The organism is Rhodococcus baikonurensis (assembly GCF_040489275.1).
Classification (GTDB): domain Bacteria; phylum Actinomycetota; class Actinomycetes; order Mycobacteriales; family Mycobacteriaceae; genus Rhodococcus_F; species Rhodococcus_F baikonurensis.
This window is the reverse complement of sequence record NZ_JBEUOQ010000010.1, coordinates 78,498-101,329: the sequence shown is the minus strand read 5'-3', so window position 1 is coordinate 101,329 and position 22,832 is coordinate 78,498. Positions and strand designations below refer to the sequence as shown.

22 protein-coding genes are annotated in these 22,832 nt (G+C 61.4%); 8 read left to right on the top strand and 14 right to left on the bottom strand.

All coding sequences use genetic code 11. The features are described 5' to 3' along the window. Positions 1 to 78 precede the first annotated feature (78 nt). Entirely contained in the window at positions 79 to 1,398 is a 1,320-nt protein-coding gene (locus tag ABWI03_RS22290) for an HNH endonuclease signature motif containing protein (protein WP_298776334.1), read from the bottom strand. A 48-nt stretch (positions 1,399 to 1,446) separates the two neighbouring features. Beyond that, positions 1,447 to 2,223: a TetR/AcrR family transcriptional regulator gene (locus tag ABWI03_RS22285; RefSeq protein ID WP_298776331.1), complete on the bottom strand. Its 777-nt coding sequence runs from the start codon at positions 2,221 to 2,223 to the stop codon at positions 1,447 to 1,449. Positions 2,224 to 2,288: 65 nt separating this feature from the next. On the opposite strand from ABWI03_RS22285, the gene ABWI03_RS22280 reads away from it, so the two are divergent. The 4 genes from ABWI03_RS22280 to ABWI03_RS22265 are packed head-to-tail and all read left to right on the top strand — an operon-like array spanning position 2,289 to position 7,115. Further along, entirely contained in the window at positions 2,289 to 3,128 is an 840-nt protein-coding gene (locus tag ABWI03_RS22280) for an alpha/beta fold hydrolase (RefSeq protein WP_298776329.1), read from the top strand. 56 nt (positions 3,129 to 3,184) lie between these two features. Continuing rightward, on the top strand, positions 3,185 to 4,951 hold the full coding sequence (locus ABWI03_RS22275; RefSeq protein ID WP_298776326.1) for a multicopper oxidase family protein: 1,767 nt from the start codon (positions 3,185 to 3,187) through the stop codon (positions 4,949 to 4,951). Between the two features lie 36 nt (positions 4,952 to 4,987). Then, complete coding sequence (locus ABWI03_RS22270) at positions 4,988 to 6,202, top strand: CaiB/BaiF CoA transferase family protein (RefSeq protein WP_296554961.1); 1,215 nt, start codon at positions 4,988 to 4,990, stop codon at positions 6,200 to 6,202. Position 6,203: 1 nt separating this feature from the next. Beyond that, positions 6,204 to 7,115, top strand: coding sequence for a hydroxymethylglutaryl-CoA lyase (locus tag ABWI03_RS22265; RefSeq protein ID WP_298776323.1), 912 nt, complete (start codon positions 6,204 to 6,206; stop codon positions 7,113 to 7,115). 16 nt (positions 7,116 to 7,131) lie between these two features. Here the strand turns inward: ABWI03_RS22265 and ABWI03_RS22260 are convergent, their stop codons facing one another. From ABWI03_RS22260 to ABWI03_RS22240, 5 genes are all read right to left on the bottom strand, one after another. After that, positions 7,132 to 7,437, bottom strand: coding sequence for a hypothetical protein (locus tag ABWI03_RS22260; protein WP_298776321.1), 306 nt, complete (start codon positions 7,435 to 7,437; stop codon positions 7,132 to 7,134). A 47-nt stretch (positions 7,438 to 7,484) separates the two neighbouring features. Continuing rightward, the gene (locus tag ABWI03_RS22255) at positions 7,485 to 8,582 is read right to left on the bottom strand and encodes a DUF8320 family protein (protein ID WP_298776319.1); all 1,098 of its coding nucleotides are present in this window, start codon (positions 8,580 to 8,582) and stop codon (positions 7,485 to 7,487) included. After that, complete coding sequence (locus ABWI03_RS22250; RefSeq protein WP_253252818.1) at positions 8,579 to 9,835, bottom strand: sensor histidine kinase; 1,257 nt, start codon at positions 9,833 to 9,835, stop codon at positions 8,579 to 8,581. The genes ABWI03_RS22255 and ABWI03_RS22250 overlap by 4 nt, the downstream gene beginning before the upstream one ends. After that, positions 9,778 to 10,020 (bottom strand): LuxR C-terminal-related transcriptional regulator, encoded by a 243-nt coding sequence (locus ABWI03_RS22245; RefSeq protein WP_166811985.1) that lies wholly within the window; start codon positions 10,018 to 10,020, stop codon positions 9,778 to 9,780. The genes ABWI03_RS22250 and ABWI03_RS22245 overlap by 58 nt, the downstream gene beginning before the upstream one ends. 191 nt (positions 10,021 to 10,211) lie before the next feature. Then, complete coding sequence (locus ABWI03_RS22240) at positions 10,212 to 10,916, bottom strand: response regulator transcription factor (protein WP_166811873.1); 705 nt, start codon at positions 10,914 to 10,916, stop codon at positions 10,212 to 10,214. Positions 10,917 to 11,109: 193 nt separating this feature from the next. Here ABWI03_RS22240 and ABWI03_RS22235 point away from each other — a divergent pair, with 193 nt between their 5' ends. The 4 genes from ABWI03_RS22235 to ABWI03_RS22220 are packed head-to-tail and all read left to right on the top strand — an operon-like array spanning position 11,110 to position 15,458. Beyond that, the gene (locus ABWI03_RS22235; protein ID WP_020968240.1) at positions 11,110 to 11,634 is read left to right on the top strand and encodes a TetR/AcrR family transcriptional regulator; all 525 of its coding nucleotides are present in this window, start codon (positions 11,110 to 11,112) and stop codon (positions 11,632 to 11,634) included. Beyond that, entirely contained in the window at positions 11,631 to 13,115 is a 1,485-nt protein-coding gene (locus ABWI03_RS22230) for a flavin-containing monooxygenase (protein ID WP_298776315.1), read from the top strand. The genes ABWI03_RS22235 and ABWI03_RS22230 overlap by 4 nt, the downstream gene beginning before the upstream one ends. Then, a complete protein-coding gene (locus ABWI03_RS22225; RefSeq protein WP_298776312.1) occupies positions 13,112 to 14,827 on the top strand; it encodes a GMC oxidoreductase in 1,716 nt (571 codons plus the stop codon). Before ABWI03_RS22230 ends, ABWI03_RS22225 begins: the two co-directional genes overlap by 4 nt. Next, positions 14,811 to 15,458, top strand: a complete 648-nt coding sequence (locus ABWI03_RS22220) for an acetoacetate decarboxylase family protein (protein ID WP_298776309.1) — start codon at positions 14,811 to 14,813, stop codon at positions 15,456 to 15,458. The genes ABWI03_RS22225 and ABWI03_RS22220 overlap by 17 nt, the downstream gene beginning before the upstream one ends. A 281-nt stretch (positions 15,459 to 15,739) precedes the next feature. Here the strand turns inward: ABWI03_RS22220 and ABWI03_RS22215 are convergent, their stop codons facing one another. From ABWI03_RS22215 to ABWI03_RS22185, 7 genes are all read right to left on the bottom strand, one after another. Then, positions 15,740 to 16,042 carry a hypothetical protein gene (locus ABWI03_RS22215; RefSeq protein ID WP_298776307.1) on the bottom strand — a complete coding sequence of 101 codons (303 nt, stop codon included), beginning with the start codon at positions 16,040 to 16,042 and terminating at the stop codon, positions 15,740 to 15,742. A gap of 26 nt (positions 16,043 to 16,068) precedes the next feature. Beyond that, a complete protein-coding gene (locus tag ABWI03_RS22210) occupies positions 16,069 to 16,902 on the bottom strand; it encodes a mycofactocin-coupled SDR family oxidoreductase (protein ID WP_020905939.1) in 834 nt (277 codons plus the stop codon). A gap of 49 nt (positions 16,903 to 16,951) precedes the next feature. After that, entirely contained in the window at positions 16,952 to 17,803 is an 852-nt protein-coding gene (locus tag ABWI03_RS22205) for a mycofactocin-coupled SDR family oxidoreductase (RefSeq protein ID WP_166811861.1), read from the bottom strand. Next, complete coding sequence (locus ABWI03_RS22200) at positions 17,800 to 18,813, bottom strand: ABC transporter permease (RefSeq protein WP_298776303.1); 1,014 nt, start codon at positions 18,811 to 18,813, stop codon at positions 17,800 to 17,802. The genes ABWI03_RS22205 and ABWI03_RS22200 overlap by 4 nt, the downstream gene beginning before the upstream one ends. A gap of 8 nt (positions 18,814 to 18,821) precedes the next feature. Beyond that, complete coding sequence (locus tag ABWI03_RS22195; RefSeq protein WP_166811859.1) at positions 18,822 to 20,351, bottom strand: sugar ABC transporter ATP-binding protein; 1,530 nt, start codon at positions 20,349 to 20,351, stop codon at positions 18,822 to 18,824. Positions 20,352 to 20,367: 16 nt separating this feature from the next. After that, entirely contained in the window at positions 20,368 to 21,666 is a 1,299-nt protein-coding gene (locus ABWI03_RS22190; protein WP_166811857.1) for a sugar ABC transporter substrate-binding protein, read from the bottom strand. Positions 21,667 to 21,740: 74 nt separating this feature from the next. Continuing rightward, a complete protein-coding gene (locus ABWI03_RS22185) occupies positions 21,741 to 22,658 on the bottom strand; it encodes an alpha/beta hydrolase (protein ID WP_166811855.1) in 918 nt (305 codons plus the stop codon). Between the last annotated feature and the right edge of the window lie 174 nt (positions 22,659 to 22,832).

Below are 22,832 nucleotides of genomic sequence, written 5' to 3'. Positions count from 1 at the left end.
TCCACGGCTTTCGGCACCGCATCGAGGTCTTCTTTGATGCGGTGCTCGGCCGTGTTCTGTTGTGCCTGAGGTTCGTCCTCAGGTTTTGAAGGTGGTGTTCGCCGGCCGCGGGTGCCGCTGCGGGTCGATCGAGGGCGGTGGGATGAACCAGGGTTTGTTGTCGATGCCGATCCGGATTTCCCATTTTCCGACGAACCCGGATTTTCGGTGCATCAGCCGGTGATGTGAACGGCACAGCAGGACCAGGTTGTTCATCACCGTCGGGCCGCCGTTGGCCCAGTGCCGGATGTGGTGCGCATCCGTCCATGCCGGCACACACGTACAGCCGGGGAACGCGCAGCCTTTGTCTCTCGCGATCAGGGCGACGCGTTGTTCGGCGGTGACCAATCGTTTCCCGGGTTTCGCATCGAGCGGCGCTCCGTGATCGTCGAGTAGGACAGTGGACAGGAAGCAGTCGCACCCGAGGAGCCTGGTCTGCGATACCGAGAGTGGTCCGAGCCAGGGCATGTGCCCGACATCGAGATCCGACAGATCTAGATCGAGTGTGCCTTCGTCGGCATCAGCGGCAGCGGCAGATGCTGCGCAGTCGCGGTGCTCGGCGAGATCCCGGGCATTGATGTGCACGTTCACGTGCGGACGCTGCCCACCATCCATACCGGTCTTGGCGCAGTCCAGATACCGACGGATCAGTTCGGTGAACCCGTCCGCGGTCCGCTTCGCCGCCGACCGAGCATCCGGCGTTCCGTCCGGTGCCGGGGTCGGCATCGTCAGATTCGACAACGCCGACAGCAGCATTTCGCCGGTGAGGGCATCGAAATCCCCACGCACCACCACCCGACCGTTCAACGTCGAGGCGATCCTCAACTCGTTGCGGTCGATATCTTCGGCGGGTGGAATTTCATCGGATTCGAAGATTCGCTCCAACGTCGCGATGACGTTCCGCACCTTCGTCGTCGTGGCCTCCACACCCGACGCTGCAGCCAACAACAAGTCGATGCACTTCGGTAGCGCTTCGTCCGGCATTCCCTTCGGTGGTGACTCGCAGAACGCCACGATCAACACGGCGTGCTCGAACGAGCAATCCCCGACATCAAACCGAGCCGCCACCGCCGGAAACGGCCGCAGCGCAGCACCGAGGGCGGCGATCTTCTTCCCATCCCGAACCTGCAGCATCGTGTTCGACGCCAACCACGCACCGACCCCGCGGCTCGCGATCACCTGATCATCCGGGCGCAACGACAACTCGTCCACCACCGCCACCCGAACGGCTTCCAGGCGCAGAATCTCCGCGCTCGCCTCGACTGCAGCAGCCCGCAACTCAGAAGCCGACAACCTCCACAGACGTCCGCGTAACCCCACCGCAGAACCCGAAACCACGTCCGACAGATAGACACTCATTGAATCCCCCGATCCCCACCCTAAACAATACTCGAACACCAGTTCGAGTCAAGAGTGTTTTCGAATCTGCGATTCGATCCCGTCGAGGAGGATTTGGAGGCCCTGAGTAAACGACTCCTCGGCTTCTCGTTCGAGATAGAAGTCGCCGCCGAGTGTTGGCGGGGCCTCCCGACCCAACTGCATCGTGTGGGGGAAGCGGTCTGCGAAGTCTGGTGCAGCAGCGGTCAGTGCAGCAGAAGACTGTGCCCACCAATGTGACTCGGATTCTCCAATCGTCGATGCGCTCCGGATCTCGGCCAGGGTCCGCGCGGATCCTCGGATGAAATGGAAAAGCATGCTCACCGATCTGCGAATGGTCGGAGAATCGAGACCTGTGGAGTAGAGGATGGACAGGAGTGATTCGAGTCCGGCTTGCTCGCGCGGACCCAGGACGGGGCGCGCCAACGAGACGTCCAATGTCCACGGATGGCGTGTGTGTAGGGCGAAGAGTGTGGCAGCCCAGTTGGACAGCGAAATGCGCCAGTTGCCGGTGCCTTCGATCGTAGGTAGTTCGGCATGAACCCTGTCGTACATCAGGTCGAGCAACTCGTCCTTTCCTGGGACATACGTGTACAGCGACATTGCGGTGCGTCCGAGATGCTCGCCGAGCATGCGCATCGACAACGGTGTCGTGGGGTTGGCGTCGGCGACTTCGATTGCGGCGTCGACGACCGTGTCCGTTGACAGGGCGGGTTTCGGTCCTCGCCGTCCGGAAGGCGCCTCGGTACGGCGCCACAGAAGTGAAATCGTGCGTGCGATATCGCGTCGGCCTGCCTGTTTGTTCATCTTGTCGCTTTCGTGGAGTCGCGCTACTCTTAATTACTTTACAGTGTAAAGATTTGGGAGTGGGCATGGTTGAGGCAAGACTTCACGACGGGACAACTATCGAGGTGGAGGTTCTCGGACATGGCCCAGCCGTGCTCATGCCCGTGAACCCGATCCCGGCTACCGGCGACAAGGCGGAAGAACTGAGTGCCTGGGGCGTCGACCCGGCGCTCGGTCGAACATTCGTGGAAGCATTGGCGTCGAATTTCACCGTGGTTGCCTTCGATTACGAAGGGCACCGGATGGCGTCGCCTGCTCCGGACACGCTCACTCCCGACAAGATCGCGTCAGATCTTCTGGCCGTGGCGAATGCTGCTGGCATCGATCACTTCGCCTACTACGGATACTCCTGGCTGGCTGTGTGTGGGTTGCAGTTGGCGCTGCGCACCCATCGTCTGACCGCACTGGTCATGGGCGGTTTCCCGCCGGTGGATGGGCCGTACAAGGCAATGCTCCAGGTCACCGAAGCGACACATCGCATGGCGAGCGAACCGCCCCAGTCCTCATTGCAGTCCACGGCATCGCCGGACGAGTTCGATTGGAACTCCATCGACATTGCATTGACCGAAGCGCAGACCCGGCAGTTCGTGACGCTGTACCGCGCACTTGGTGAATTCGACGATCGAACGATTCAAGAGCGCATCCTATGTCCGCGAATGTGTTTCGTCGGTTCGCAAGACGTCATCGAGTACGGTGACCGATGGGGTGGGGTACGGGTCGCGCCGGCCGATTTCGACCTCGACGCCGTTCGGTCGGCAGGGTGGGATATCGAGGTACTCGACGGTCTGGATCACACGCAGGCAATGCAACCGGCTCATGTTCTACCCATCCTCAAACCTTGGTTGGAGAAGGTGGTCGGTGTTTGACCGTGCGAGCACGCGGGTAACCCGCTCCGGATGCCGTCAGCGTGAGGGGGCCGTGAGTGGACGAGTCGCACAAGATCCGTCGCCGATCGTTTGTTCAAGGGCTGGGCCTGCTGGCTGGACTGAGCGCATTGTCCGCTGGATCTGCGACGGCTCGACCTCCTGATGTCGATCCGCTGCGCCCGTTCCAACTTCCATCTCCCCGGCTGGAACCGTTCCGGGAGTCCCTTCCTGTCCTGCCGAGCATTTCGGGTGGCAATCTGGAAATTCGTGCGGCCTCGTCGATGCACCGTTTCCATCCGGACCTACCGACGTCGCCGTCGCTGGGCTACGGCGGAATGGATTATCTGGGCCCCACCATCGAGGCGCACGTCGATCAGCTCGTGACAGTCCGGTATGCCAACGACATTGCTGCGTATCCGCTTGCCGCGGATGTGGATCCGGGTTTACACGGCGTCAGCGACCTCGACCGTACACAGGTCCCCACTTCGCTTCACCTGCACGGAGGTGTAACCGCACCGCAGTTCGACGGGCATCCGGAGCTGATTCAGCGTCCGGGCGAAGGCTTGGTCCACGAATACACGAATGGTCGTGCCGCCGGCAATCTCTGGTACCACGATCATGCCATGGGGATGACGCGCCTCAACGTCTACGCCGGGTTGGTCGGGATGTATTTTCTCCGCGACGATGCTGACACAGGCACCGCCGGGAACTCACTCGGCCTGCCGTCCGGTGAGTTCGAACTCCCGATGATTCTGCAGGACAAGGTATTCACCTCCGACGGTCAACAGAGTGTCCGTTCCACGTGGCTCACTCCGCAGGGGTCCTGGGACCCTGCGACTCCCGGTGACTTGGGTGTGGTGAACGGCGTCGTATGGCCGAAGTTGGAAGTCGCTCGCGGACTGTACCGCTTGCGCCTGCTCAATGCAGCAACCTATTCGGTGTGGAATCTACACTTCGCAAATCGCATGCGGTTCTGGGTGATCGGGTCCGAAGGCGGGTTGCTGGCCGCTCCTGCGCCGACGGATCACGTTCGGTTGAGTCCGGGTGAGCGCGCTGATTTGCTTGTCGACTTCAGTATGCTCGAGCCGGGCACGACGGTGGAATTGCGCAACGACGAACCGGTACCCCTTGCGGTGGCTCAACGCGGCACCCAGGTGATGCCGGTGTTCTGTCGGTTCGACGTTGGCAGCGCAGCGGGGTTCACCGGATCGATCCCACAGCAGCTGAATTCCGTTGCCGCCGAACCAGCGTCCCCGGATGTGGTGCGAAATCTCACGATCATGCAGCTGTCGCGTCCCTCGGATTACCCGTCGATCACTATGTCGCTCAACAATTTGAGGTTCACCGATTCGGATATCGAACTGCCGCGTCAGGGAACCGTCGAGCAATGGAACCTGATCAACATCACCACGGAACCGCATCCGATTCATCTGCATCTGGTGGCGTTCCGCGTTGTGGGACGCCAAAGCATCGACACGGCAGCGCTGATGCAGCGGTATCCGGTGCCCGACTTGGGGGTCCGGTGGACGCCGTCGGCAGAGGAATTCGTGACTTCGTCGCTGCGGCCTCCCGAAGTGTGGGAAACGGGGGAGAAGGACACGGTCATCGTGGATGCCAACTCGATCACCCGCGTGATCGTGCGCTTTCCGACCGCCGATGAGTTGGGCTTCGATCCGGATGCAACTTTCGCGAGAGGGTCCATGGCAGATCACTCGGCCCACGGAGAAGCCGGCATGGGAGACCTGCAGGGGTACGTCTGGCACTGCCACATGCTCGATCACGAAGACCACGACATGATGTTGCGATACCGGGTGGTGACGTAGCCTTCAAAGGGAGAAAAGTTCCCAGAGGAGGCAGCTGTGTCGGAAGGTGCGCCCACCGGGCCCCTGGACGGATATCGGGTGATTGAACTCGGAACCTTGATCGCCGGGCCCTTCGCCGGGAAACTGCTCGGCGACATGGGTGCCGACGTGATCAAGATCGAATCACCGGACCGCCCCGATCCGCTTCGTACCTGGGGTCAGGCAGAGCAGGACGGTCATCGATTCTTCTGGACGGTTCACGCCCGCAACAAGCGGTGTGTGACGTTGGACCTTCGGGTCGACGCGGGCCGAGACCTGTTTCTGAATCTGATCGAACATGCCGACGTGGTGGTCGAGAACTTCCGGCCGGGCACCCTCGAGAAGTGGGGTCTGGGATTCGACGTTCTCAGCGCGCGCAATCCGAAGTTGGTGTTGGCCAGGGTATCCGGCTACGGACAGAGTGGCCCGCAAGCGAAGAGCGCCGGATACGCCTCGGTTGCCGAAGCGGTCAGCGGATTTCGGCATCTGAACGGTTATCCAGGGCAGGCACCTCCGCGTATTGCCCTTTCACTCGGAGATTCTCTCGGCGGGATGTTCGCCGTTCAGGGAGTGCTGGCGGCGTTGCTCTCGCGAGAGCGGACCGGCCGTGGTCAGGTGGTGGACGTTGCCCTCACGGAATCCTGTCTGGCAGTGCAGGAATCCACGATCCCGGATTACGATCGGGGCGGGATCATCCGGCAGCCCTCGGGAACGAGGTTGGAGGGTATCGCGCCGTCCAACATCTACCAGACCTCGGAAGGAAACTGGGTGGTGATCGCGGCCAATCAGGACACGCTCTTCGTGCGTCTGTGCACCATCATGGGTCGACCGGAACTAGCGCATGACGACCGATTCTCCAATCATGTTGCGCGTGGCAAGCATCAGGACGAGCTCGACGAATTGATCAGCGCCTGGGTCGCGCTCCAAGATCCCACCAGCCTGGTGGAACGCCTCACCGAAGTGGGAGTTGTTGCCGGGCCGATCAATACGGTTGAAGATGTGGTCAAGGATCCGCAGCTGATCGAACGGGGGATGCTCGTCGACCATTATGACGAACGGATCGGCGAAAACGTCCTCGGCCTGGGCGTCGTGCCTACCTTCAGTGAGACACCCGGGTCCGTGCGCAACGCGGGAGCATCGTCGCCGGGGCACGACAACGCTTCCGTCTGGGGCGGGATCCTCGGACTCTCGGACGACGAGCAGGAAGAACTGAAGAAGAAGGGCGTGATCTGACGTGTCGGTACCTGAAGCAGGTGTTCCCGCGGTCAGCATTCGCGAGGTCGGGCCTCGGGACGGGTTACAGATCGAAAAGCCAGTATCGCTGGCGGACAAACTTCGACTCGTAGAAGCTCTGGCTGCGACGGGTGTTTCGCGCATCGAGGCGACGTCATTCGTGTCGCCGCGAGCTGTGCCGGCATTAGCCGACGCGGAGTCGTTGGCCGCAGAGCTGCACCGGTGGCCGGGTATCGAGTTCTCGGCATTGGTCGCCGGAATCGGCGGAGCAAAGCGGGCCGTCGCCGCAGGAATGAAAACCGTCGAATATGTTGTGTCAGCGTCGAACGGCCACAGCGAGGCCAACACTCGGTCGACGACGGAGCAAGCGACCGAACGTATCGGAGAGGTCGTCCGGATCGTTCACGACGCCGGCGGGCGGGTAGAGGTCATCGTCGCTACAGCCTGGGACTGTCCGTTCGACGGTCCAACCGATCCGGATCGCGTTCTACGGATTGCGGAGCAGGCCAAAGAGTTCGGCGTTGATCAGTTCTCGATCGCAGATACCATCGGTACTGCAACGCCCGGACGTGTCGGACGATTGATCGACGCTGTCGGCGAAAGAGTGGGTGACTTCGGCTTGGGTGTGCACTTCCACAACACGCGTGGCGCTGGCATTGCCTGCGCGTTGGCGGCTGTGCAGCACGGTGTTCGAAATCTGGACGCATCCACCGGTGGTCTCGGCGGCTGCCCGTTCGCTCCCGGTGCGAGCGGTAACATCGCGACCGAGGAGTTGGTCTACATGCTTGAGGACATGGGCATCACGACGGGCATCGACCTGGATGCGAGCATTCAGGCCGCCGCTGTCGCGGAAGAGATTGTGGGCCATACTGTTCCCAGTAATCTTCTCCGCGCGGGCGATAGGAAGCGATAGGAAGCGATAGGAAGCTTCACTCGTTTCGGTTGGGTGATGCGAGTTGAAGTTTGACCAGCTGTTCGTGTGCTGCCGGGGGCCAACCGATGCGCTGCTTCTCCAGATACCAGGCGCCGGCGGCGAATGCGATGGCGAGGACGATCCAGATCGCGACGCTTCCGATCTGCGAACCCAGGTCGCTCGATGAGGACAATTCGCCCGTGCTGTAGTCGTATTCCGTTGTCGTGGTGATCCCCTCGACTGCGAAGGTCCACAGAATCGGAACGGCGCACAGTGCGGCGAGAGCGCGAGCGACATGCGCTGGACGCAGTTCGAAGATCATTCTTTTCTCCTGGTGATCGACCCGGTGAATCTCACTCGCCTCGAAAACTATTCGGGATCGACGGCGCTGTCTGTAGTCGGATCGACGGACATGGACGGGGTGCCGAGTTCCCCCCGATCTCCCTGCCGTACCGGCTGCACTCCATTGTGATCGAACTCGATTCGTCGAACGTCTTCAGCGTCGACCAGCATCGTGGCCATAGCGGTACGCCGTGGTGGAAGGATCCGAATGGTCACTTTCCCTCGCGTGATCGCGGTGAGTTCCCGGACGATGCTCGAGTGGATCCTGTCGCGAACGGCGGGGTTCGCGCTATCCATTCCGTGGTCGTCGAGCAGGACCACCTCGACGCCACGGTTTCGAGCGGCATGCACAGCATCGATGACATCTGTCTGTTGTAAGACAGGCGCTCTCAGCGAATCTCGGAGTTGCGCCTCGAGGAGTTCGCATTCTTGCCGTTCCGCCGTTGTCAGCGGAATCCCGGAAGCAACCCGTTCGAGAAGCGGGCGTGCAAGGAGATCGAGCCTGTCGAGTTGCGCGTCGCGTTCCTCGAGAACCGCAGCGCTAGCGGACGCGGAGGCAATTCGTTGGGTGGACTGCTCCCGAAGTTCGTAGATAACCCTGGCTTGAGGACGGATGGTGTACGCGAAGAAGGTCGACATCAGAACGGGGCCCGCGTTGATGACCGTCAATGACACTCCGTACATGGCTCCCTGGCCGGTAGTGGACGACCAGATGGCGGTCACCAACACCATGAGCCCAAGCCCGAGCCACGCGAGTGCCGTACGCCCACGAACGCACATGAAGGTGAAAACGGCCGTCGACATCCCGAACATCCACAATTGAGTCATGTCGTTGACGGGCACTGGAACCACTGACAACACCAGGCCACTCGTGACGGCGCCGGTCAGGGACACCAGAAGGCTCTGGCCCAGCGGCATCGGGTCGCCTCTGCTCAGAACGAGTGTGAATGCCGCAGTTGAGCACACGACAATTGCCAAAACCATCGGCCAGACTGCGCGGACGTCGGAGGAGGTGTACGCGACCGAGATCACGCAGGTGAGAGCGAAGCATGCAGCCATGAATCGAGCAGCACGGCTGTGCATGCCGAGAAGATCGCGGACATCTCGTCCGTCCGGTCTGGTCACGCCATCACCGCTGCGGGCAAGCTCAACGTCAGAGTCACCGAAGTACCGCGACCGGGTGACGATCGAATGGTTGCCGATCCACCGTCGAGTTGACGCATTCTGCCGCGGATACTGACAGTGATTCCGAGGCGATGCGTCTCGACGGAGCTCGGATCGAAGCCGACGCCGTCGTCCTCGACGACTACCTCGAGGCGGGTTGTGGTTGCCGTGACCGTAACCGAACGCCGTGCACTGCTTCCGGCGTGCTTGACGCTGTTGCGCAGCGCCTCGGCCATCGCACCGGCTATCGCACGAATCGAGTCGGGTGCGTATCCGCTCGGATCGGACCCGCTCGAGATGGCAGTCTCGAACGCGACGCTTTCATCTACTTCCGAAGCAGCTGAACGCAACTGAGCGAGGATTCCGTCGAAGTCGAGAATCGTCTCGTGATCGGTTCCGGAGCGGAGTTCGTCAAGCCTTTCGACAGTCCGTCGCGCCTGAGCGATGACCGAGGGATCGGCATCGTTTCTCGAAGCAGCGAGCAGAGTGGACATCACGGTGTCATGGATCAGTGCGTCGAATCTCTCGCGTTCGACGGACTTGGCCTCGGCCGCGGCGGCACCGGCGGCAGCGGCATGAGTGGTGGCGATGGTCGCGTCCAGTACTCGGCCGGTGCGCAAGGCCATGACGGCTGCTGCGACGAAAACCGCGCAAAATGTCCAGGCGAAGGCGAGGTCGGGAACAAGCAGGTGCGTCGTAGGACTCGTCCGGATTATGTGATTGGTCAACTGTGCGAGCGTTGCCGCCAGGAAAAGGTGCACGACGGCAGCGGCCGGTCGCCAAGCCGCAGCTGCCGCAAGGCTGGCGACACCGGGGAAATTGGAAATCCACAACGTGAAATCCGTGACGTGCTCACCATTCCAGGCCGGCCACCACAGGAGGATGACTACGACGTAGAGAATCGCGTTTGCACTCGCGGCTCGTTTCACCCACCGGGTGTCCGCGTGAAACGTCGAAGCTCCCAATAGCAGTCCACTACCGAAAGTTGCGACCGCTGCCAGCGGGGTCCACCATGACGCGGACATCGCGGTGGCTTCGGCAATGGCAGGGGCAAGCAATAGCAGATAGCAGATATAGCCTGCACCGATGAAGCGGCCGAAGAGCCTCAGAATTTCGTCAGAAGCTGTGGCTGTTTTGTCGAAGGCAACTCTGTCGATCAGAGTTCGTCGATCGTCACTATCCGATCTTGTATCGCTCGCACGAGTAGTTCGCATTTCGTCGGTGCTTTCCTTCCAACGTCGGCATACTTCTCGCGAATCCGAGACAGGTGAGTCCCCACCGTTCCCACGCTTATGTAGAGGTTTTGAGCGACGCGTGACTTCGAATCACTCAGTAGCCATTCCCTGAGGACCTCGACTTCGCGATCCGACAAACTTGGTCCGACGGGATCCTGTGCCATGCAGTTTTCCACAGTGACGGTCATGAGTTTCGTCCTTCTTTCGTCCAGCGGAATGACAGACTCCCCGACAGCGCCGTCTTCGTACCAGGTGAATGTAAGTCGAAGTTGGTCATTTCCCCAGACATCAATTCCTCTGCCCATATTTCCAGGGGCAGCCTTTTGGCAAAACCATTCGTTACCGAACTTTTTCTTTACTGAAGGTCATTATTAGTCAGGGTCAGATTTCTACCGAAATCCCTCCGTTCCGGAATCGGTAACACCCCGTCCTCGACTGCTCGCTTGTACAAATCGGTTTTGGTTGGCGCCGGCCGTCCGGCGGCAGCATATTTTTGCCTGATGCGCTGTAGGTAGTCGTTGACCGTTTGTGGTGCCAAACCGGTGAGCCGTGCAACGCGATCCGCTTTCTCTCCGGATGCGTAGAGTTCGAGGACCTCTAGCTGTCGAGGGCTCAGACCTACTTCATCTAGACCTGGATCCCCGTCGATGGCGGCGGCCCACTCCGTCGTCACCACTTGCCCTCCCGAAGCGGCGGCACGTATCGCATCAACCACGACGGCCGTCGGTTCGGACTTGCGCACAACTCCGAGTACACCGGCACGCGCGGCCGAGCGAACAAGGAAAGGGTTTTCTGCCCCGGTGAAGATCAGAGTCTCGAGGCCGGCGGTCCGAAGTTGCTCGACGTTGCTCTTGGGTGATGACCCGTCAGCTAATCGGAGGTCGAGAATTGCCAGATCCAGGGTGACGTTCTGCGCCAGAAGTTCGGACACGGTGGTCCCGATGCACACCAACTCGAGATCTGGCTCGTCCTTCAGCATCACAGACAGGCCGATAGCCACCGACTCGTGGTCCTCCACCAGCCCTATGCGGCGATGCTGAGATGCAGTTTGCTCTGACATAACGACCGATCCCCTCCTCTCGATGCGAAGACGCTATCAGGGAAGCTGACTGGTTGGTCCGGATCGTGTTATCGGCTGGCTAAGTTTTGAAGTCAGTCTGGACTGTTTTACGTTTCGGCTCTACAGTGTTCTTGTGACCGAGACCACTTCTGATGCGAAAGTGAGCCGTACGCAGGCCGAACGAACTGCCGCGATGCGTGGGCGTCTGCTCGACGCCGCCGTCGAATCGTTGGTCGAGCTTGGCTACGCACGGACCAGTACGCAAGAGATCGCCCGCCGCGCAGGCGTCTCGCGGGGTACGCAACTGCATCATTTTCCGACCAAGGAATCGCTGGTCGTCGCGGCCGTCGAGTATCTGGTCGACAAGCGACTTGAAGAAATCCTCACCGCTGAAGTGGATCGCGGCCGAGGTCTCGAGGTCTTGGCGGACGCGTTCTCCGGGCCGCTGTTCTACGCTGCGCTCGAATTGTGGGTCGCGGCGCGAACCGATCCTGTTCTGCACGCGGCGACGGTGCCCCTCGAACGCAAGGTCAGTGAGGCACTCGAGTTCGGTAGCGCCGAGTTGTTCGGCGATCGATTCGATTCCGAGTCGGTCGAACTCACCATCGAACTCGTCCGCGGTCTTGCAGTCTCAGCCCTTTTCCGTACACCCGAAGCCGACGATGCGCTCAGGGCGCGACTGTTGCCGGCCTGGCAATCCCGAGTGGAGAAGAAGTGAAGCTTCCCGAACATGTCGAAACGCTGATCGTCGGTGCCGGATTCGCTGGTATGGGCTTGGCAGCCAGAATGCTTCGCGACAATCACGCGGCGGACGTCGTGTTGATCGAGCGCGGAGCTGACATCGGCGGCACTTGGCGCGACAACACCTACCCAGGGTGTGCCTGTGACGTGCCGACGGCGCTGTACTCGTATTCTTTTGCGCCGAGCGCCGATTGGAGTCATACCTTTGCTCGTCAGCCCGAGATCTACGACTATCTGAAGAAGGTGGCGGCAGACACCGGCATCGTGGATCGCGTAGTCCTGAACTGCGAACTCGAAGCTGCTGTGTGGGACGAGGATGCGGCGCTGTGGCGTGTTCGGACATCCCGAGGGGCATTGACGGCCAAGACGCTGGTCGCTGCGACCGGGGCGTTGTCGACTCCAAAGATTCCCGACTTTCCCGGTCTCGACCAGTTCTCCGGTACCACTTTCCATTCGGCGACGTGGAATCACGAACACGACCTGCGCGGTGAGCGCGTAGCAGTGATCGGAACGGGAGCGTCGGCGGTTCAGTTCGTTCCCGAAATTGCCGACCCGGCGGACCATGTCACCGTGTTCCAGAGAACTCCGGCCTGGGTGATTCCGCGAATGGATCGCACCCTGCCTGCTGCGCAGAAAGCCGTGTACTCGCGGATTCCCTTTACTCAGAAGGTTGTTCGCGGAGCGGTTTACGGCTTCCGTGAGCTACTCGGTGCCGCGATGTCGCACGCGACGTGGGTGCTGCCTGCCTTCGAGGCGGCCGCGCGCCTCCATCTGCGAAGGCAGGTGAAAGATCCGGAACTGCGCCGGAAACTGACCCCCGATTTCACGATCGGTTGCAAGCGCATGCTTCTGTCCAACGACTGGTTGCGCACCCTTGACCGCACGGACGTGAGTCTGGAAGACAGCGGGCTCGTCTCGGTCACAGAAAACGGAGTGGTCGACGGTCGCGGAGTCGAGCACAAGGTCGACACCATCATCTTCGCCACGGGATTCACTCCCACGGAACCGCCTGTCGCGCATCTGATCACCGGAAAACATGGCGAGACGCTGGCTGCGCATTGGAACGGGAGTCCCAATGCGTACAAGGGCACCGCGGTCAGCGGGTTTCCGAATCTGTTCCTCATGTACGGTCCGAACACCAACCTCGGACACAGTTCGATCGTGTACATGCTCGAGTCCCAGGCCGAGTACGTCAACGACGCCTTGAACACCATGAAGCGAGAGCGGATCGATGCACTCGACGTGAACGAGACGGTACAGGTGCACTACAACACGGGAATTCAGCACGAGTTGCAGCACACGGTGTGGAACAAGGGCGGATGCTCGAGTTGGTACATCGATCCGGAGGGGCGCAACTCGGTGCAGTGGCCGACGTTCACGTTCAAATTCCGTTCGCTGCTGGAGCATTTCGATCGCGAGAACTACTCCGCTCGCAAGATCGAAAGCGTCGAGGCATGACCACGACGCACTACGACGTGGTGGTGATCGGATCGGGATTCGGTGGCAGTGTCGCAGCTCTTCGCCTGACGGAGAAGGGTTACCGTGTCGGGGTGCTCGAAGCCGGCCGCCGGTTTGCCGACGACGAGTTGCCTGAAACCAGTTGGCGACTGCGAAAGTACCTGTGGGCGCCGTGGATTGGGTGCTACGGCGTGCAGCGCATCCATCTGCTTCCGGATGTACTGGTGATGGCGGGATCCGGAGTTGGCGGAGGATCGTTGAACTACGCCAACACGTTGTATCAGCCACCCAAGCGGTTCTTCGAAGACCGTCAATGGGCGCACATCACCGACTGGCACGATGAACTGGCGCCGTACTACGACCAGGCCAAGCGGATGTTGGGTGTTCGTACCAATCCGTCCTTCACTCCCGCCGACGCGGTGATGAAGGACGTCGCCGAAGAGATGGGCGTGGGGGAGACCTTCACGTCTACCCCCGTCGGTGTTTTCTTCGGGGAGGCAGGAGTTTCCGTGCCGGATCCGTTCTTCGGTGGCAAAGGGCCCGAACGCACCGGCTGCACCGAATGTGGGGGATGCATGACCGGGTGCCGAGTCGGGGCGAAGAACACGCTGGTCAAGAACTACCTCCATCTCGCCGAGCAAGCGGGCGCCAGGGTTCATCCGCTCACGACCGTCACCGACCTTCGGCCGAGCGCAGATGGTGGTTACCACCTGCTCGCCCGAAGAACGGACGGCGTCCGCCGGCGAGAAATCAGGTTCACCGCAGATCAGGTGGTGGTTGCCGCCGGAACGTACGGAACGGCGAGACTGCTGCTCGGTATGAAGGAATCCGGCGCCCTGCCGGGCCTGTCGGACACGCTGGGCACCGTCGTACGTACCAATTCCGAAGCCGTGCTGGCCGCAACGTCGAAGTCGCGTGGACGGGATTTCACGCAGGGCGTTGCGATCACCTCCTCCTTTCACCCGGACGATCACACGCATATCGAACCGGTGCGATACGGCAAGGGCAGCAATGCGATAGGTCTTCTGCAGACTGTCCTGAGTGACGGGGGTGGGCGAACTCCCCGGGTGCTGAAGACTCTGGCAGTCGCGGCCCGGCACCCGGGTGCGTTCTTCCGATCCTTGTCGGTGCGGAACTGGTCCGAGCGAACCGTCATCGCGCTGGTGATGCAGACCGACGACAACTCCCTCGAACTTTCCAAGAACACCAAACGATTCGGACGTTCCCTCACCAGTAGGCCGGGGCCGGGTGATCCACCTCCGCCGTGGATTCCGCAGGGGCATACAGCTATTCGCAAGGTCGCCGAGAAGATCGACGGCGATCCGGGTGGTTCCATCGCCGAGATCGTGAACATCCCGATGACGGCGCACTTTCTCGGTGGCTGCGCGATCGGGGACAGTGCGTCGAGTGGTGTCGTCGATCCGTATCTCCGTGCCTACGGACATGCGGGCCTGCACGTCATGGACGGTTCGGTGGTGAGCGCGAATCTCGGAGTGAATCCTTCCCTGACCATCACCGCGCAAGCGGAACGAGCGTGCGCGATGTGGCCGAACAAAGGTGGCGCAGACGCCCGCCCGAGGACTGGCGAGCCATACGTACGTATCGACCCGACGTTGCCGTCCGATCCGGTGGTGCCGACGCATGCACCAGGCGCTTTGCGGCTTCCCCTGGCCATTCGAGCTGAGAAGGTGTCCGATGTGGAGCGTGCCTGAATCGACAAGTGACCGCGTCGACTGGCCGGTGAGTGATCCGCCGCCGTGGCCTGCTTCCGTTCGCGCGACACTGTGGTGGCACCGCAGTACGCCGGCGGCGCGTGAGCTCGGGCCGGACGGTCGAACGATTCCGGTGACGGTAGCCATGATGGTGGACTACCTCGATTCTCCGGTCGGCCCGTATCGCGAGATCCTCGCCAGTCCGGTCTTGCATGCGCCAGGGAAACGGATCGGGCCTATGCCGCGGATGGCGGTCCCTTTCATCGCGGTGGATTCGGAACCTTCGGTGCACGGCGGACGGTTCCACTGGCAACTGCCCAAGGTGCTGGCCGAGTTCGACGGAGACGTGCAGCAGAAATTCACGGCAACCGGCGACGGATGGCGGGTGCGTTCCGACACGCGGATGCTCGGGCCGCGTCTGCCGATTGCCGGGGCGTTGGGATTTGCGCAGCCGGAATCCGGTGGTGGTGTGGCGATCGCGTCGGCCAGGCTGACGGGGTCGTTCCGATACGCGCGCGTGAGCGTCGAGGCAGAGGGACCGACACTGCCGAACTGGTTGGCCGCGGGCACCCATCACGGCGTCGTGATTCTGGGCGGAAAAATGACTACGGGAGCAGCCAAGCACCGATAGCAGGGGGCTGACCTGCGAAAGAACGACCGAGGCCGCCCATCAGTGATTGGGCGGCCTCGGTCGTGTTGTGTTGAAAGTGTCGTGTTGTGTTGAAAGTTAGGTGTCGACGTCCCACAGGCGCCTCTCGGCGGGTGGTCGCTCGCAGCGACAAAAGGGGTGGGGCCCGGGGCTTGTTCGGACGCCGACAGGGTGTTCAACGGTGGTCTCCCCGGATTTGTTCCCGGGGATCGCCAAGTAGTTTCCGACAGGGTGTGCAGCGAATTCCAGCAGGGCCGACGAGTTCAGGCAGGGCCGAGAAGGGCGAGTTCCTTTTTCAGTCCCACACACAGATCCGATCCCGCCGGCCCACTCAGAGCTGATCGCAATCGGTTGTAATACGTCCGCGGCGACAGACCGAAAGTGACGAAGATGTCCTCGGCGGTGGCACCGTTCCACGGTCGCCACAGGATTGCGAAGTCGATGAGGTCGTCCGCGTACGATCCACGATTTCGCGAGCGTTTGGCGCGTCGAACCTGGCATTCGTGGGTGGTAGGGACGCCCGCTCCTCCGCAGGGCTGAGGTGGCATCTTCGTCAGTCGGTTCACGAGAGTCTCCTGAACTGGTCGAGCACTCACATGACCAGCACGCCGCCGTCCACAGGCAGTGCGACGCCGGTGATGTAACGCGCTTCGTCGGAGGCGAGGAATTTGACGGCATTGGTGACGTCGTCGTTTTCGACCCACGGAATCGGGTAGAGGATCATGTCTCCGGAGGCCTTGGCGAAATCGTCGCGACCCGGATTGTCGGTGCCGGGAACGAACTGGTTGTACATCGCCTGGTTCTGCACCATCTCGGTGTCGACCTGCGTCGGGTTCACGGTATTGACGCGAATGCGGTGCGGAGCGAGTTCCTGAGCGAGAGTCTTCATCAATCCCACGACGCCGTGCTTGGCCGAGACGTAGTGCCCGACACCCGTGTACGCGCGTAGCCCGGCAACTGAGGCGGTGAGGACGATCGCGCCGCCGGTGCCCTGTTCGATCATGTGGGGGATCGCGGCCTTGACGGTGCGCCACACCCCGCTGAGGTTGACGTCGATCATTTCGCCCCACTTCTCCTCGTCCAACTCGTGCGCGTTCCCGAAGGAGAGGATGCCCGCGTTGGCGATGACGATGTCGACGTGCCCGAAGCGATCGAGCCCGGCTTCGAGGGCGAGCTTGACCGAGTCGAAGTTGCGCACGTCGGCGTGCGAGAAGATGATCTTGCCGCCTGCTTCTTCGACGAGACGGATTGTTTCCTGGACGTCGTCCTCCGTGGCCAAGGGGTACGGCACGGTGTCGTTGTCCTTGACGGAGTCGAGAGCGATGATGTTCGCGCCCTCCTGGGCCAGCCGCAGCGCGTGATTGCGTCCTTGCCCGCGAGCAGCACCCGTGATGAATGCGACCTTGCCTTCGAATCGTCCGGTCATGAGGATCCTCCTGTTGCTGAAATCGTTGTATGAGTAAGTGATCGGAGAGTTACTTGACGAGTACGCCTGCATCGACAGGTAGTGCGACGCCAGTGATGTACCTGGCTTCGTCGGACGCGAGGAAAAGCACGGCGTTGCTGACGTCGACGGATTCGACCCACGGGATGGGCAGCGCATTCATCGCTTGTGACAGCGGGGCGAAATCCTCGCGAGTGGGCTCGTCGATGTTCGGGCAGAACAACTGATACATCGCGTCGTTCATGATCATCGGAGTGTCGACCTGGGTGGGGTTCACGGTGTTCACTCGGATTCGGTGGGGAGCCAGTTCCTGAGCGAGGGTCTTCATCAATCCGTTGACGCCGTGTTTTGCGGCCGTGTAGTGCGCGATGTTGCCGTATCCCTTGAGCCCGGCCGCTGAACTGGTCAGGATGATCGCGCCCCCGACCCTCTGCTCGATCAAGTAGGGGATTGCCGCTTTGGCGGTTCGCCACGTGCCGCTGAGATCGATGTCGAGGACAGTGCCCCACTGGCTTTCGGTGAGTTCGTGCGTAGGCGAGGGGATGTTGATACCGACGTTGGCGCAGATGATGTCGACGTGACCGAATTGGTCGACCCCGCGGTCCAGGACACCCTTGATCGCGGTGAAGTCGCGAACATCGGCCACCTCGGCCAGGATTCGCCCGCCGACGGCCTCGACCGACCGGACGGTCTCGGCGAGGTCGGCTTCGCTTGCCAGTGAGTACGGAACTCCGTCGATGTCGGAACAGATGTCGAGCGCGATGATGTCTGCGCCTTCTTCGGCCAGACGGACCGCGTGTGCCCGACCCTGGCCGCGTGCTGCGCCGGTGACGAACGCGACCTTGCCCGAAACGCGTCCGGTGGTGCGTGCTGTGGTGGTCACTTGATCACTCCGTATCGGCGTCGGTCGATGGTCAGGGCAACTGCGGCAATCACCACGATGCCCTTGATGACGAGTTGTGTGTAGGGGTCGACGGACGTCAGGTCCATTCCGGCGCTCAGCAACACGATCACGAGTGCGCCGAGGATCGTGCGATGTGGGCCGCCGACGCCACCGGACAGCGCAGTGCCTCCGACCACCACGGCCGCGATGGAATTGAGCAGGCTGGGACCGGCACCCATCGGAACGCCGGTGCTGGCCTGGCCGGTGAAGATGATTCCGGCGATCGCGGCGACGGCTCCGGCGACGGCGAAGACAGCAAGTTTGGTGCGTCGTACGCGAACACCGACGAGGGCTGCGGCGCGCTCGTTGCCACCGACCGCGTACATGTGGCGACCGAATGACGTACCGAAGGCAAGGACTGTCGCGCCGATGGTCAGCAGGATTGCGATCAGTGCCCCGTTGGGGACGTTGGGAATCATCGACTCGTTCACCAGGCTCTGGAGAAGATTCGAATTGTAGGAAACAGGACCGCCTTTGGAGACGGTATTGGAAATGCCGTCGAGTACGGACATCATTCCCAGCGTCACCAGGAACGACGGCACCTTGAGCATTGTCGTGATCAACCCGTTGACCAGTCCAACCACAGCCCCCGCGACGATCACCATGACTATCGCCAACGGGCCACCGAATTTGTCGATCCATGTGGCGATCAGAATTCCGGCGAGAGTGGCCGTCGCGGCGACTGACAGATCGATACCGCCGATGAGGATGACAAATGTGCCGGCGAGTGCGAGCACGGTCAGGAAAGCCATCTGGTTGAGAATGTTCTGCGCGGACGTGGTAGTGATGAAACTTTCCGTGCGCCACTGGAAATAGATGATCAGGACCAGCACTGCAACCGTCGGAACAACTATGTTGCGGTGCTGATCGAGTCGACTCAGCAGACCGCGCGCGCCTGACGGCGCTGCGGCATCGCTGGCCGGCGATTGCTTCGAGAGTGTCTGGGTCACTGCATTCCTCACATCATGTGCTTGATCACGTCGACTTCGGCGGGCTTGTGCTCTGCAGGGGCCGCCAACTCTGCGCTGATGACCCCGTCCTTCATGACCACGATTCGGTCAGACATTCCGATCACTTCTTCGAGGGACTCGGCGCACAGCAGCACACCGACCCCCGACGCAGCCATCGATCGGACCAAACCGTAGATCTCCTCGCGAGTCCCGACGTCGATTCCTCGCGTCGGATCGCTGAGTACCAGCACTTTGCATTCGCGACCTTGCCACCGAGCGAAGATCGCCTTCTGTTGGTTCCCGCCACTGAGTTCCCCGATAGGCGTCGACAACGACGGAGCCTTGACCTGCAGCGCGCGGGCCAACTCCGTCGTCCGTTCCCGTTCGGTCCGCAGACGCAGTAGCCGCGTCCACGGGTGGCGGATGAGATCGAGGAAGCCGATCGAGATGTTGTTTCTGATCGATGCGCTGCGGAAGAGGGAGTCCAGGGCGCGCTCCGGTGGGACGTACAGGACGCCGGCGGCCACGGCGGCGGGAACCGACCAGTGCTCGTGCACGGTACCGCCGACGTGAATCGAACCCGTCGACAACGACTCGGCACCCGCGACAGTTGCGGCCACCGACGCTTTCCCCGAACCGATGACCCCAGCTAATCCCACTACCTCGCCCGGTCGGACGACCAGATCGACCGACTCGAACTCGCCTGTGCTGCCTGCATTTCGGAGTTCGATCAGCGGGTTCGTCGACAGCGCTCCGGCCTGTTCGCCTTCTCGGTAGTAGTCGGCGCTGCGCTCGCTACCCACCATCAACTCGTGCAGTCGCTCCGCCGTGACGCCGTCGGCAGAGAGGGTTTCGATGGACCGCCCGTCGCGAAGTACGAGTAGCCGCGTGCTGATCCGCAAGACGTCTTGCAGGATGTGGGACACGAAGATGAACGACACCCGATCGCGCCACCCTTCGATCAATGCGAAGAGAATTTCCACCTCGGTCTCGGTCAACGCGCTGGTTGGCTCGTCGAGAAGGATCACCGGAGCTTCGGTGGCGTCGGTGATCCGCGAAAAGGCGCGTGCGATCTCGACCAGTTGCCTTTGTGGGTATGTCAATTCGGCGACGACGGCGTCGGCGCGCAACCCTTCGATGCCGAGGGTGTCGAGAAGGGACTGGGCGGCGTCGCGCATTCTCCGACGCCGGCCGGGGCCCCAACCACCTATCTCGCCCTCACGTCCGAGGTAGATGTTCTCGTACACCCGCAGTGCATCGACCAATGACTGCTCCTGGACCACCACGGAGATTCCGAGTTCGCGGAGAGTGCGAGAGTCGCCGAGTTCCACGTGAGTCCCGTTGACGTCGAGGCTGCCGGCGTCGGGGCGTACCGTTCCCGTCAAAACGCCGATCAGCGTTGACTTTCCGGCGCCGTTCTCACCGATCAAGCCGAGAACGTCACCTCTGCTGACGTCGAGTGAGACGTCCTGGAGGGCGTGAACGGGCCCGTAACTCTTGCAGACCCCACGCAAGCTGATGGTTGCTGTGTCGCTCACCTTCGTATCACTCATTTCAAGCCACGAGTTGATCTTTGTACTGCAGCAACGGGCCCGATCGGAAAGCGGCTGCGTAATCGGTCCGTACTCCGGTGATGTCTGCAGAGTTCCAGGCGCTGTTCAGCGTGTACTGGTCCTGCGATACGCCGGCGTAGTACTCCCGCGGATCGATCGGGTTGAGTACGGTCTGCGGGTCCCAGTCGTCAGGATGCAGAGCCTTGCTCATCTTTGCCCAGTCGAACGGAAGTGTAGGCGCGTACACAGTTTTCAGTACGTCGTCGGCGATCTCCGGAGTCACCAGGAGTGCTCCCTGTGAAAGGAAGCGCTCCGGCAGGGACAGGTCGACACCGTTGAGTTGATCGAAGATGGTGACACCGAGAATTCCTGCCGTGAGTCCGCCGACCGTCGCACTGGTCAGGTATTGCTTTCCCTGCGCGATGTATTCGACGTTCTGCTTGTTGCCGTCGAATCCGACAACGATCTTGCCCGTGATCTTCGCAGCATCCAGTGCCGCGATGACTCCTGCGGCTTGACTGTCGTTCTGCGCGAACACCCCGACGAAGTCCGGCACCGAAGGCAGGATGTTCGTGAACGCCTTTCTTGCGTCCTCCGAAGTCCAGTTGCCCGGCGAAGCGGTGACGATCTTGATTCCCGGGTAGTCCTTGGCCGCGGCGTTCAAACCAGCGGTCCGTTGATCATCGGAAGACGAACCCTTCTGTCCCGGAACATGAATGATGGTTCCGCTGCCACCGACTTTCTCGAACAGAGCCTTGGCGGTTGCGACGGCGATCTTGGTCGACGGCGGCGTGATGAAACGAACCCACTTGTCCGCGTCGGCAGGCGTGTACCAGGCGGGTGCCGTGTACGAGCTGGCATACAGGATCCCCGCTGCCTGGCAGGCCTTCGTGACAGCGGCGGCTTGAGCTTCCGTGGCGGGAGTGCCGAAGATCGACTTGCCGCCCGAAGCGCGGACGTTGCCTACCTGCCCCAGTGCGGTGTTGACGTTGCCCTGGTCCTCCACCGAGGACATGCTGACGCCCAACGCGTCCATTGCCTGTTTGCCGCCGTCCGAGAAGGCGACGAAGTAGTCGTTGGAGAGTGTTGTCACCTGGCAGAGGGTTTTTTCCTGGACTTTTCCCGCACCGGCGCCACCGCCGGCAGCGGTACTGGTGGAACTGCCGCCTGCTCCGCAGGCCACTGCGCCGAGAGTGATGCCTGCTGCGCCCATTGCGGCGAAGAAGGAACGTCGGGTCAGTGGATGAGAGAACGTCGCGTTTCGCGCGACGTCCACGATCTTCGATTCGATCGAAGGCATGATCACATCCTTGGTCTCGCAAGAGGGGGTTCTCGAGAGGTCTTCTCGAGGTGTGGAGGAAACGGGAGATTTCGCTACTTCGACAGCAGATGCGTTGTGAACCAACGGGAAGCGTGTTCGGCAGCCACTGCGAGCTTGGACTGGTCGCTGTAGAGCGTCATGTGCGACGTGTGCGGCAGGACGACAAGTTCTTTCTTCGGAGTCGGGATGTTGTTGAAACTCTCGATTTCCAAGTCCCACAACGTGAGGTCGTCACCTTCGGCGACGATCATCATCGACGGTGTGTCGAGGATCCTGGGCACGAAATAGTTGACGTCGTAGTCGAGCAGGAGATCGACGGATTCCATAGTCGAACTGTTCTGGTAGAGAGGAGCTTCGGTGGCTTGAAGAGCTGCGAAGGTCGTCTTCGTCTCGGGGAACGGCCAGGAAGACAGTTCTTCCTCGGGATTCTCGCTGGCGTGAGCGATGTGCAGTCGCTGATCCGGATCGTCGAAGCGGAGTCGGCGATCTTCGAGGATCGCGTCCCACAGCTTTCGATAACCCATGGTCCCGTGGATCCGACGCATGTTGCGGAACCCGTCGATCACCGGAATCTGAGACACGATGGCCTTCACCCGAGGATCGGTCGCGGCGAGAATCATCACGTGGCCGCCGGAGTAGGAGATGCCCCAGGCTCCGAGACGGTCGTTGTCGATGCCGGGAGTGCGCTCGAGAAAGCTGAGCGCGTTCTGATAATCACGAATCTGTTGCTTCGGGTCCAGGTGTTGACGGGGTTCACCGTCCGACACGCCCAGGTTGCGGTAGTCGAAGACCAGCGCAGCCATACCAGCCGTCACGAAGGCCTCGGCGTAATAGGGCATGACCAACTCACGGACGTAGCACCAACCGCCTGCCAGTACGACGGCCGGTACGTCTTCGTCGGTGTCGGGTCGGTACAGCCAACCGCGGACGGTGACTCCGTCGCTGGAGAATTCGACATCTTCACGGCGCATTGCGCGACTCCTCATGTAACGAGTGAAAGCTGAACGGAAGTAGGTGCGAAAGAAAACGGACGGTCTTGTCGCCGTGCGTATTACGGCATCGACGCGGTTCGCTCGTGTCAACTGCCCCGAGCGGATCGTCGCGGATCCGAAGTACCCCGTAATCGTGAGTCACCTCACAGCCTT